Origin of the sequence: Parabacteroides sp. CT06, assembly GCF_002257605.1 — a bacterium.
GTDB lineage: Bacteria > Bacteroidota > Bacteroidia > Bacteroidales > Tannerellaceae > Parabacteroides > Parabacteroides distasonis.
The window spans coordinates 3,336,554-3,349,486 of record NZ_CP022754.1 but is presented as its reverse complement, the minus strand read 5'-3'; the positions used below and the strand labels follow the sequence as shown (position 1 = coordinate 3,349,486).

The following is a 12,933-nucleotide window of genomic DNA, read 5'->3' as shown; positions in this document are numbered from 1 at the left end:
ATTTCGTGAATAGAAACCCCCGCAGACAACAAGAAGGACTATCTGCGGGGGCTACAGTAATAAAAATTGAAGATTAATAATTATCGTTCTGTGTTAATGCGCCTCCTACATAGTCGATCTCGCTTTGTGGAATCGGGTAGGGGTATGTCTTATCGGTGACGAGTGTCCCGGCACCGGAATACTTGCCCTCATCAGTCTTGCCGAATTTCTGCATTGTAGATACGAAGGTGCCCCAGCGAATTAAGTCGTAGAAGCGTAATCCCTCGCCTGCAAGTTCGATACGGCGTTCGTGGCGAACGGCGGCACGCAGATCATCGGAAGCTTTCACTTTATACTTAGCGTTGAAAGTATCCTCGGTCACTCGATCGCTCTCCTTGAGGTTGAACTTACGGTATTTAGCGTAGCTATCTGTCAAAGAGGTTGTCACGAAGGCACGATAACGTACTTGGTTGATCAGGTCGGCCGCTAGTTGTTTGTCGCCATCCGTCTCGATCAGGCATTCAGCGTACATCAGCAATACATCGGCATAGCGGATGTGATAGTGGGTCCAATCCGTGTTCAATAAATCGTTTAGTGGCCGTCTGGAGAAGTCTGGATACTGCTTACGGCTGTGTTGCTGTGGGAAATTGTCGTAGCCGGAATAGTCGTGTACCTCTTCGGAACCATCGTTCTTGACGAATATATCGCCGGATGACAATACCGTGTGTACCAAGCGTGGATCGCCTACCTCATATTCGTCTACCAAATCCTTCGTCGGACACTCGCCGCCCCATCCGCCGGCAATACCGCGACCGACATTCATTTGTGGACAAACGCTACCGCTAGTGTAGCTAGGAATGTAAGAGCGCAGGGTGATGAAGACGGACTCTTTTGACATATAGCCCTCTGTGGCGTTATTGAATAGCTTCTCGTAGTCATCTACTAATTCATAGCTTCCGGATTCGACAACTGCCTTCAGGTCTTTCAGAGCCTCTCCGTAGTTGCCGTAGAACATCAATACCCTAGCACGGAAAGCCATGGCGGCCTCTTTGGTGATTCGCCCAATCTCGCTGGTCGGAAGGCTTTTTGCATTAGGTAGATTAGGTTCGGCGATTGCGGTGTTCAGGTCTTTCAGGATAAAGTTCATGACCTCCTCTTTGCTGGATTTCGTGATCGTACTTTTGTCGACGACTTCCATGGGCTTGTCAATTAGTGGAATATTCTGGAAGATTGTAGCTAGGTCGTAGTAATAGAACGCACGCATGAATTGAGCCTCTGCGATCCATCGCTGTTTGGTTTCTGTGCTGACCAAGCCTCCGGCATCATCGATCAATTCTGATTCAGGTGTGATTAGCGACAGGAATACGTTGCAGGCTGAGATCGCTGTTTGGTAGCGATGAGTCCAAAGGTCGGACAAGACTTGATTAGTCGCCATTGGTGTTCCGCGGGCGATTTCCGTGATACGAACGCGGTCTCCTGCATCAGAGCCGCCTTTGGAGCAGTCGTCGCTCAATTGATCTCCCAAGACAAATTTCATGTCCTGATAGTTCCAGCTATCTTGTAAGGGCTGATAGCAATTGACCAAAAGTTTGTAGCCGGCATCCTTGGTACTCAGATAAGTTACCTCATCCAATGTTCCCAATGGCGGGCGGTCTAGAAAGTCGCTGTTACAGCTTGTCGTAAGGGCACCGACGCATGCGATCGATACAAGTAATTTCCCTATGTTAACTATAGATTTCATAATAATTCATTTTAAGATTATAATTTCAAACTAAGACCGAACATGAATGTACGCGGTTGCGGATAGAATCCCATATCACAGCCTTTGTAAAGAGGCGAGTTATTGATCTCTCCGATCTCAGGATCTAGTCCGGAATAACCGGTGATCGTGAATAAGTTCTGTGCGGCAACAAAGAAACGAAGGTTGTTGATCGTGATCTTCTTAGTCCATTCGGACGGAAGCGTATAACCGATTGTCAGGTTCTTCAAGCGAACATAAGAACCATTTTCCACATACCAATCGGACATCTCCAAGTTCATGCGGCTATCCGCATCGATTGCGAAGTTCTCGTTTGTACTACCCGGTCCGTTCCAGTAGGTTGTTAATATATCCTTCGGAGCATTGTACCAACCGGTACCTGAATAGATGTCATATTTCAATATGTTTAAGATGTCATTGCCGACTGATCCTTGGAAGAAGGCGGAGATGTCGAATCCTTTCCATTCTGCGCCTAAGGTCAAACCAAAGGTGAAGTCTGGATGAGGATTTCCTGTCATCGTGCGGTCTTCGTCGTCTAGTTTACCATCTTTGTTCAAATCTTGGAACTTTAAGTCGCCCGGCTTTGCGTTTGGCATTACCATTTGACCGTTGTTCTTGTAGTTGTCGATCTCTTCTTGGGTCTGGAAGACACCATCGGTTTTATATCCGTAGAAATAACCGATCGGTTGTCCTGGCTCTGTCATCGTATAGGAGAAGTATCCTAGATGGATGCCTTTACCCGGAATATTCGCTCCACTACCTAGGCTTTTTACCTTATTTTTATAGGTGGATACGTTTCCGTTGATATGATATTGGAAGTCGTTCCCGATCTTACCGTCGTATCCGAGCGTTACTTCAAAACCTTTATTGCTTACGCTACCGGCATTCATCCACGGCGTGTTGGGGAATCCTAGTGAACTGGGCACGGGTACTTGCACCAACATATCACTTGTCTGACGGTCAAAGTAGTCGAAGGTTGCTCTCAAGGAACCTTGGAAAAAGGCCAAATCCAATCCGAAGTCCAGTTGGCGAGTAGTCTCCCATTTCAGATCCGGATTACCCACCTGCGTACGTCCGGCATACAAGTTCGTCTGATACGGATTACCGAAGAGGTAGTAGCTACCATTTCCGAACGTATTCATATAGGCTCCGGAGGAGATAGTCTGGTTCCCGATCTCACCCCAAGCTGCTCTTAACTTACCTTGTGACAGCCACTCAAGGTTCTTCATGAAGCTCTCTTCCGAGAAATTCCAACCGGCGGATACGGAGGGGAAGTAACCCCAGCGATTACCATCTGCAAATTTAGAGGATCCATCCCAACGGATATTGGCTGTGATCATATAACGGTTGTCAAAGGAATAAAATACACGACCGAAATAAGAATTCAGCGTACTCGTGGCGTAGTAGCCTGATGCGGCGGGATTCATGGTACCGGCGTTGATGATCTGCTGGTTCGGGTTGTTGTTGACCTGTCCTTCTTTATAGGCGTAGATCTCCTCGTAGCGCTCTTTCTCTGCGGAGGTACCGACCATGGCTGTTACCGCATGTTTGTCGAATTTTTGATTGTAAGTTAGGTAATTGTCGAATACCCAGTAATCTTTATTCGCTACGCTCCGACTGGCGCCCGCATAAGTGGAGTACTCATCTCCATCCAGATAGTAAGAAGGACGGAAAGAGTCGCTTTGGTTACGGACTAAGTCAAGAGCGATACTGGATTTGAAGGTCAAGAAGGGTAACAACTTGACTTCGCCGGAGATATTACTTTTCGTGGCGATCCCGTGCCATTGATTTAATGCGGAGCGGTCTACCTGTCCAACCGTGTTCGGTTTGTTTGAGTAAATTACGCCTGTATAGCGAGACCAAGGATTGGTCGGCTCATAACCACCCATAATCCGGTTTTGCAAGAAATCTGGGATATCCACTAGGTTGTCGCGATATACCGGAGTGATTGGGTCTGCCGCAAGGGTACTGAACACGGTTGCTGTGTAAGAGTTATTCTCATCTAGGTTGCGCCTGGATTCGTACGTGACGTTCACATTTGCGGAGAGGTTCAACCACTTGGTTACCTCAGAGTCTACGTTCAACCGACCGGAGAGGCGTTCATAGTCGGAACCTTTCAAGATTCCTTGTTGATCCATATAGCCGAAGCTAGCACGGTATCTGAGTTTCTTCATACCTCCGGAGAAAGCTAGGTTGTAATTCTGACTGATAGCTTCCTTGGGTTTACGGGTGCTCTCTTTCCACCAATCCGTACCGGATCGTCCTCCGTTTTTCCCTAGGAAAGTAAGGATCTGCTCTCGCTTCTCTGATGTGGCGAAATCATCGATCAAGGCTTTCCCGGATGCGGCGTAAGCCCGGTTCTTATATTCCATGAAACCTTCGGCGTCTAGCATGTCATACGTTTTCACTACATCTTGGAAACCAATGTTCATATCAAACTCGATGTTGCTTCGGTAACTCTCGCCGGAAGCTCCTCGCTTTGTGGATACTAGGATCACACCGTTGGCAGCACGGGCACCATAGATCGCTTGTGCGGAAGCGTCTTTCAATACCTCTATGCTCTCGATATCACGGGCATTTAACCAACCGATATCACCTTGAGGTAGACCATCTACTACATACAACGGATCATTATTATTGATAGTACCGACACCACGGATACGGACATTACCGAGTGAACCTGGGCTACCGGAACTAGATGTTATGGTTACACCGGCTGCTTTTCCTTGCAAGGCGTCGGCGGCGCTGCGAAGCGGTAGGTTCGAGATCTCGTCTCCTTTTACTTGAGAAACAGCTCCGGTTAAATCTCTTTTCTTGAAGGAACCGTAACCAACAACTACTACCTCATCCAACTTTTGAGTGTCTTCCGCTAAAGTGACGTTGAGGTTGCTTTTATTGCCTACGTTGATACTTTGTTGGAGATAGCCGATGTACGAGAATTCAACGGTAGCATTGGAGGGAACATTCTCTAGAATGTAGTTTCCGTCCATATCGGTCATAGATCCGATTGTAGTACCTTTCACTACAACGTTTACTCCGATCAGAGGCTCCCCATCTTGTCCTACTACTTGTCCGGTTAGCCGTTTGCGATTTTGGTTGGTGGATGGCAACTCCGTATCTTTCATGGTCTTGTTGGTAAGTACTACGTGATTCTTGACGATCTTATACGTAATATCCGTACCTCTAAAGACATTGTTTAATACTTGTTCTATGGATTCTTCATGGATATTGACATCAACCCGTTTATTCAAATTGATTTGATTGTCATTATAAAAGAATTTATATTCACTTTGGTCTTCAATCGCCTTAAAAACTTCAGTGATAGTTCCTTTTGTGATATTTAAGGATATAATTTGTGCTGATGCCGCTACTGTGTACGGCTGGAAAAAGGTTAAGCACAAACCTAAAAATAATGATTTTTTCAGGGTTCTGTAATTAGTTCTACCGGAACCATTGACATTCCCCGATATGAAATATCAGAGATGGATAAACAAGAGGCTGTGGAAGATAATGATCCTTATTCGATACTTAGTATTTTTGAAATAGAACGAATCACGGAAAATACGATAGAGGAATTACCAGATCAATGTAAATCCATTTTTAAATTGAGTCGTATAAATGGACTCAAGAACCAAGAGATCGCAGATAAATTGGATATCTCCGTCCGTACAGTGGAAACACAGATATATAGAGCCCTTAAGATTTTGAAAAGTAGATTGAAAGATTATCTGGTTTCTTGAAAAAATATAATACAAAAATCTATCAATCTTGTAAGTAGCACATCGTTTTGAAGTGTCATACATATAGAATCGAGAAAAAACAATGAAAGAATATATAAAAAATATAATTGCGGAAAGTCTCAAAGACGAAGTAGATGTTGATAGGGAGTGGGAGCGTTTGTTTTCATCCATAGAGAAAAAAACTATTTCCAAAATGAAAACAAGAAGGCTATTCCTTCAATACATGAAATATGCCGCTGCCGTGGTTTTGGGCATAGGTGTTTCACTATCAACGTTGTATCTTACGAATCAAGAGAACTTATCGACAGTTGGAAATTATAAATTAGTAACGAGCAAAGGAGAGAAGAGCTATTTGCAATTACCGGATGGTACGAGGGTTTGGCTTAACTCTTGTACAACTCTAGAATATGCGGAGAACTACGGCCATTCCAATCGTAGCATTTATTTGGATGGAGAAGCTTATTTTGAAGTCGCAAAGAATAAAGACTTACCATTTGTTGTAAAGGCAAACGGTATTGATGTGAAAGCGATTGGTACGGCCTTTAATGTTTCCGCTTATATGGAAGACTCGCAACTAACCACAACCTTGTTCAATGGCAAGGTCGCCGTACAACCTACGTTGACTAAACAAGAGGTCTTACTTGAGCCTAACCAAGTGGCGGTTTATGATAAAAGTAGAAATAAGATAGAAGTAGTACCTTACGATAAGAAACTATTCGCTCAATGGAGAGGAGGTTTCTTGTCTTTTAAAATGATGTATCTGCAAGATATAACAAAGTTGTTGGAAAGGAACTATAACGTTGTATTTCGTTATGAAAATCAAGGGATAAAAAAATTAAGGTTTAGCGGTAGTTTCCGTAACAACGAAGATTTATCGGAGATTCTCAATGTGATAAAGACGAATACGGGTATTCGCTATCAAATACTGAAAGATACTATAGTAATCAAATAATAAATCATTGAATTATTAATCTTAAAAACAGTCTTGCTTATGAGAAATGGATGATTTTTAGTGTAATACGGATAAAAAACGTAACATTGTTAGATCTTATTATTAATCTTAAATTTATTAATTATGGCTAATCAGATAGGGAGTTCCGGTAGAACGAAGGTAATTGAGGCATTCGTTCTGTATAGCCCTGTATAAATAAGCGTTTAAAGACGTGTGAATATCGATGTTCTCACGCTTTTCCCAAAAGCGGAGGAAGACGTTTTGTAAGATGTCTTTTGCGTCTTCCGGGGCGGGGATAAATTTTCGGCAATGTATATAAAGTTGGAGATAAACAGACTTGAACAGGGTATTAAAGGCGGCTATATCTCCTTGTTTGATCAATTCGATTATTTTGTTGTCAGATGCCATTTTATTCCCGTGTATTATTAGAAAGGTGGAGCGTATAGGCTAGGAGAACGTCCCTTGGGCCTATACGCTTACTACCTGTCAATTAATGCTAATCCCTATTATAAGATTTCGTTTGCGGTTTTATTGAAGTATTGGATACATTCTTTAATGTCCGGTACAGAGTTTTCCCAGTTGTATTCATACTCGATAGAGAATACTCCCTTGAAATTCTGGGATTTGAGTTCTTTCAACATTCCCTTTACATCTAGGATGCCTGTGCCCCAGATCACGTCGTGCTGCTCATTCTCTCCTGCTTTTTTCGGGGCGATATCCTTGAAATGCAAAGAGATGATTCGACCTTTGAGTTGCTTTAAGCAATCAATCTGGTTTAGCCCCTCCCGACGCCAATGCCCCACATCGGAACAAGAACCAAGCGATTGACTGCGTCCGGAGATGGCTTTCAACAGGTTCTCAGGTTTCCAGTAGTCGGAAGGCTGCGGGTGATTATGGACGGAGATCTTAATGTTGTATTGCTTGGACAATTTTTCTACCAAGTCCCAGTCACTTAAAGCCGGTTCGCAAGTAATGAACTCTAGGTCCATCGCTTTCGCGAATTTGAACATCTTTTCCCAATCGGACGACTTTTCGGCTACATACACCCCGGTTCCTACGATCTTGATACCTTTGGATGCCGCAAGCTCCTTGATCTCTTTCTGGGTCTGCGCATCAAGGTTGAAATCGAATACTTTATCTCCCCATTTACCACCGAGCTTATGGCCGGGATAAATCTCGATGTATTTCAATCCCAGTTCTTGTGTCTTATCGAGAGCTTCCGTCAAAGGGAACAGGTGGAAACTATAGGATTGCATCCCTAGACGCCATCCGTTCTTCTCGGCCTTCGTTTGCGCTTCGCTTGGAATAGCCAATAGGCAGCAAACGATCGCTATCATTATTTTATAGATATGTCTTATCATATTTGGCTGTTATTAAAAGGTTTATCTTGGCATATCCGGCAAAGAGAAACCGTTGTTATACGTATGCTTGATCCATTCGTTGGCCATTTCCGCAGCGTTAAACTCGGCGAAGCGACGGTCGAAACGCGGATCTCCGTCAATTACCTTGAAATCATCCACCGTGACGATCTTGATCTTATCGTTCGGGGAGATGTTCGTAAACCGCATGTTCTCTCCATCCCATTGCAACTCACGATGCAAACCTTGCAGTCCGGAGAGGCGAACGGCCAAGACTCCCATCACGACCATCTCGTTGAACGGACCGGAGAACTGGAAGTTGGATGAGGCTTCCGTACGATTTTCCGGGGATTCCTTGCAAGCCCGGATCCAGTCTTGCTCATGGGCATTGGTGGACCATATGTCTCCATTGCCACCTTTCACTCTCGGGATCGTCGGTTTGGGCTGGTTGAAATGTTCCATGTCGGAAACCGGTAATAAGGTCGGGTTCATTCCATAACAGCCTGTCATGATCTTTCCTTTCGTTCCGATGAAGATGATACCGCCGTTCTCGTCGCCCATCATCTGCCCGTCTTTCAATTCTTCCGGACGGGGAGGCATCAGACCACCATCGTACCAATAGACTTTCACTTCCGGCATCTTGACATTTCCTTTGGGTGGACGTGCGGGGAATGTATAGGTTACGATCTGTGCGTGAGGAGGGGAGTACAGGTTACTCAAAGTAGAGCTGCCGATTACGCTGGTCGGATATTTTAAGTCGAGTGCCCAATACAACGGGTCCATGATATGGCAAGCCATATCGCCCAAGGCCCCGGTTCCGAAGTCCCACCATCCACGCCAGTTCCAAGGGGTATAGACCGGATTATAAGGCCGCTTTTGAGCCGGGCCGATCCATAAATCCCAATCCAGTGTCTTCGGGCACTTCGGGGTATCGTTCGGCTTCATCAAGCCTTGGGGCCAGATGGGGCGGTCTGTCCAACAATGTACCTCATATACATCGCCGATTACGCCAGACTGTATCCACTCCGCGATCTGCCGGCACCAGTCGAATGAGTTACCTTGGTTACCCATTTGGGTGGCTACCTTATATTTCTTCGCCAGTTTGGTAAGCAAACGCGATTCGTAAACGGAGTGGGTAAGCGGTTTTTGCGTATAGCAATGCTTGCCTAGCGTGATTGCGTGGGCGGTCACGCCGGCATGTGTATGGTCTGGGGTGGCTACCATAATCGCATCGATTGATTTACCCATCTCATCGAACATGACACGCCAGTCTTTAAAGCGTTTAGCCTTCGGATAGTCCTTGAAGGTCTTGTCCGCGTAGTGCCAATCTACATCGCATAAAGCTACGATATTCTCCGTGTTCATGTTGGCGAGGTTACGACGTCCCATACCGCCGACACCGATACCCGCGATATTCAGTTTGTCACTAGGAGCTGTATAGCCAAAGGATTTACCGAGTACAGAACCCGGAACGATCGTTAGTCCGGCTGCCGCTACGGCTCCGGTCTTGAGGAAACTTCTTCTCGAAATGTTTTTCATAACTATTAAATTTTAAGAAAACGATATTCTATAATGTTTGTAAATGAAGGTTGCGCCAAAGAACCTTGATGCCGCCACCATCATGTATTTGCAAAGCGATACGCCCTTGACCGGCTCCGATCTTTTCATCCCGGATGTTTACCATCTCCTCTCCGTTGAGCCAAGTCTGTACATTATCTCCTTGTACCCGGATACGCATCGTGTTCCACTCTCCTTGTTTTAGGATGTTCTCCTTCTCGTCCGGGATCTGTATCAACCATCCTCGTCCGTAGGATTCGTAGATACCGCCCGTGTCAAAGCCTTTGGGGGCGACTTCCACTTGCCAGCCGTTTACCTTTACATCTTTTTCTTCTACAAAGGAACGAATAAATACGCCAGAATTACCATCCGCTTCCTGTTTAAATTCCACGGTAAGGTCAAAATCGTCGTAATATTCCCGGGTGGCTAGATAGCCGTATTGTTTATCCGGGCCACTTTCGCATACTAATAAACCATCTTTTACATACCATAATTCTGTGCCGTATTTATCCCAGTTTGTAATGTCCTCGCCGTTGAATAAACGAGCCTCTCGTGTCTTGCGGGGAAGTTCCTTGATCTTGATATTACGGAACCATGCGGGATAACCGTGGTCTTGCAAACAAATCAAGCCTTTATGCGCTAATCCGTATTCAGGAGCGTTCGCCCATTTACCGCTGTTCTTACGGGAGAACCAATCATCAGACCATGCATCGAACTCTACGGTTTTGTGCCCGTTCATAAAGTAGGTGACATGTCCGTTGTCAAAAATAATCTTAGAGTTGTTCCATTCGCCGGCCGGATGTACTTTTATCGTGTTGAAGTCCGGTAAATACATCGCGTAATCCACTCCGCAACGTTGCCAATCTTCCAATGGCTCCGCGAAATTGATATCATCAATCAATTGATACTCGGGACCGGTAACGTAGGGAACCGGGAATTGAGGACGTTCTACCACATGATATAATAAACCGCTATTTCCTCCTTTCGAGATTTTCCAGTCCCACGAAAGCTCAAAATTCTCATAAGCCTTGTCGGTGACGATGTATCCGCTGGCATCGCTACCTTGCCCGTCCGCTTGGATGGTTCCGTTTACAACTTCCCAAGGTCCGGTCAAGGCGGTTCCGTTATAATCCCGCCAGCCATCCAAGGTTTCCCCATCGAATAGAAGTTCCCAGCCTTCCGCTTTCTCTTGTTCGGTCAATGTGTTATGCTTCGTGTTATCACAGGAGATTAAACCGAAAGCGGCTACCATTGCGAACGATACGATTGTTATTTTCATGTACGTATAGCTTTATTGTTAATACAAATTTGTCGGTGTTTTATATATGAGACAACTCTGGGGCAAGGGATACGTAAGCTCTTTTCCCTTTTTTATTTATTTTAACGGAAGTGTATGGCAATCGGTCATTTATTAGTCGGCAAACGCAGTAGTACTGACTTTGCCAAGTAATATATACAAACATCGCCAACGCAGTATATCTGATTTGGATACACTAAATACATTATATGATGTAGCCAAATGTTGCTGTAATAGTTATGGTATCAACGACTGAAGCTTTTCTTTACAGAAAATACTACAATAAGCCAGTAATCGAATACTTTATTTAAAGTGTTGATAATCAGCATTGTGAAAATATCATGATGTTTATGCTGAAACACGTACGTGTTTTCGAAAAAAGTCGTACATGTTTAAAAAAATTCATGTACGTGTTTTTCTATAAAATGATAGGGATACAATTATACATGTTTAAAAGTTACAATAACTCTACTTTACAGAGCTTTGTCATAAAAGATATCGCCGACATTTATCGAGTGAGTAAGAAAAGGTTGAAATGTGATAGCAAAAGGCGTTGGGGTACCATGAAAATTTACTACCACCATTCTATATGTACACTGTAAGTCCGTATAATATATGGAATAGCGGTAGTAATTGTAACAAACGAGAGTAAAAACGCCCGTTGTTTTTGCTGGATTTATTTGATTTGCTTAAACGCTTTTCCGAGCATATCCGTGATGTCGCTGGCGATCATGCTCTCTTCCGAGCGGAAAGCGGCGGCGAGATCACCGGCTGTACCGTGCAAGAATACTCCGACTACAGCGGCAGTTTCCGGAGAATAGTCTTGCGCCAATAAGCTGAGGATGATGCCCGTCAGCACGTCTCCGCTACCGGCGGTTGCCATGCCCGGATTTCCGCAACTATTGAAATAAATGTTTCCTGCCGGAGAACAAATAGCGGTATAAGCACCTTTCAATACGATACAAATCTTATGTTCGGCGGCGAAAGATTGCGCTTTCATCAAACGGTCGTATGAGTTCGTGCTTTCACCCGCTATCCGATCGAACTCCTTCGGATGGGGAGTGAGGATGCTCCGTGGCGGGATCTTATTGAATAAGTCCTTGTTGGATGCCATTATATTAATAGCGTCCGCATCGATAACGACTGGTTTTGTGCTGGATTGCAGGATACGTTCGATCGCTGCTGCGGATTCTAAATGCTGTCCGAGTCCCGGTCCCATACCGACAGCGGAGTAACTACCTATCTCGGGAACCGTAGAGAAATAATCAGGATTTGCGTCTAGACTTAACATCGCTTCCGGGAAAGCGGTCTGGAAGATTGATTCGCCTCGGGTCGGGATATGCACGGTCAATAGTCCGGCTCCACTCCGTAAGCATGCCTTCGCGGATAATAGGGCGGCTCCCATTTTTCCTTTACTTCCGGCGATCAATAAAGCATGTCCGAACGTTCCCTTATGGGCGAAACGTTTGCGAGACTTTAACGAATAGGATATATCTTCTTCCGTAACCAATGAGTAAGGGGAAGCCGTCTCATAAATTGCGTCCGGATGGATTCCGATATCCAGTATTTTCCACTCGCCTACGTATTGTTCATTCTCCGGAAAAAGAAACGCCAGTTTCGGGAAGCCGAATGTCAAGGTTAAGCTGGCCTTGATGATCGCCTCCGAGTCATTCTTACGATTATCTTCCCCGAATAAGCCGGAAGGAATATCGATCGCTACGACTTCCGCCTCGGATTGGTTGATATAATTGACCATAGCGGCGAAACCTCCGGTGAGAGGACGGTTTAATCCCGAACCGAACAAGCCATCGATCACCACGTCTCGGTCGGTTAGCGTCGGCGGCTCAAAGTCACGGACCACTTCCGTAAATTCGATTCGTTCCATGTCGAGCAGACGCTGCTTGTTTTGCTCACACTCTACGGACAGATGCTCTGTCGGGTTGAATAAATACGTCTCTACCCGGTATGATTCCTCGTTCAAAAGGCGGGCGATGGCCAAAGCGTCGGCTCCGTTATTGCCTTGACCGGCGAAAATCACGATGCGGACCTGCTTGGAGTAGCGCCGGCAAAACTCATGGACGAACGTCGTAGCGGCACGCTCCACTAAGTCGATCGAACTAATTGGCTCGTGTTGAATCGTATATTGGTCGAGCTCCTTTACCTTGTCTGTAGCGAATATCTTAATCATAATTCTAGATGTCTGGGGTTTTATTCTGCTTACAAATGTATAACAAACTTTGGTATGTTGCTACACTTTTTTGTGCATCGCCGAAAAAGTTGTACATTTGTCC

9 protein-coding genes are annotated in these 12,933 nt (G+C 45.1%); 2 read left to right on the top strand and 7 right to left on the bottom strand.

Annotation, left to right across the window (positions count from 1 at the left end):
- Positions 1-73 precede the first annotated feature (73 nt).
- Both CI960_RS14650 and CI960_RS14645 read right to left on the bottom strand, forming a co-directional pair.
- Positions 74-1,720, bottom strand: a complete 1,647-nt coding sequence (locus CI960_RS14650; RefSeq protein WP_022192032.1) for a RagB/SusD family nutrient uptake outer membrane protein — start codon at positions 1,718-1,720, stop codon at positions 74-76.
- Positions 1,721-1,737: 17 nt separating this feature from the next.
- Positions 1,738-5,139 carry a TonB-dependent receptor gene (locus CI960_RS14645; protein WP_005854785.1) on the bottom strand — a complete coding sequence of 1,134 codons (3,402 nt, stop codon included), beginning with the start codon at positions 5,137-5,139 and terminating at the stop codon, positions 1,738-1,740.
- 81 nt (positions 5,140-5,220) lie between these two features.
- On the opposite strand from CI960_RS14645, the gene CI960_RS14640 reads away from it, so the two are divergent.
- Positions 5,221-5,478, top strand: a complete 258-nt coding sequence (locus CI960_RS14640; RefSeq protein WP_005854787.1) for a sigma-70 family RNA polymerase sigma factor — start codon at positions 5,221-5,223, stop codon at positions 5,476-5,478.
- 82 nt (positions 5,479-5,560) lie between these two features.
- Entirely contained in the window at positions 5,561-6,430 is an 870-nt protein-coding gene (locus tag CI960_RS14635; protein WP_005854789.1) for a FecR family protein, read from the top strand.
- Between the two features lie 117 nt (positions 6,431-6,547).
- On the opposite strand, the gene CI960_RS14630 is transcribed toward CI960_RS14635, so the two are convergent.
- The 5 genes from CI960_RS14630 to CI960_RS14605 all read right to left on the bottom strand — a co-directional run bounded on the left by CI960_RS14630 (position 6,548) and on the right by CI960_RS14605 (position 12,830).
- Positions 6,548-6,838 carry an RNA polymerase sigma factor gene (locus CI960_RS14630; protein WP_005854791.1) on the bottom strand — a complete coding sequence of 97 codons (291 nt, stop codon included), beginning with the start codon at positions 6,836-6,838 and terminating at the stop codon, positions 6,548-6,550.
- Between the two features lie 98 nt (positions 6,839-6,936).
- Complete coding sequence (locus tag CI960_RS14625) at positions 6,937-7,791, bottom strand: sugar phosphate isomerase/epimerase (RefSeq protein WP_005854793.1); 855 nt, start codon at positions 7,789-7,791, stop codon at positions 6,937-6,939.
- A 21-nt stretch (positions 7,792-7,812) separates the two neighbouring features.
- Positions 7,813-9,327, bottom strand: a complete 1,515-nt coding sequence (locus CI960_RS14620; RefSeq protein WP_005854795.1) for a Gfo/Idh/MocA family oxidoreductase — start codon at positions 9,325-9,327, stop codon at positions 7,813-7,815.
- A gap of 28 nt (positions 9,328-9,355) precedes the next feature.
- Entirely contained in the window at positions 9,356-10,624 is a 1,269-nt protein-coding gene (locus tag CI960_RS14615) for a DUF1080 domain-containing protein (RefSeq protein ID WP_005854797.1), read from the bottom strand.
- A gap of 694 nt (positions 10,625-11,318) precedes the next feature.
- A complete protein-coding gene (locus tag CI960_RS14605; RefSeq protein WP_005854801.1) occupies positions 11,319-12,830 on the bottom strand; it encodes a bifunctional ADP-dependent NAD(P)H-hydrate dehydratase/NAD(P)H-hydrate epimerase in 1,512 nt (503 codons plus the stop codon).
- Between the last annotated feature and the right edge of the window lie 103 nt (positions 12,831-12,933).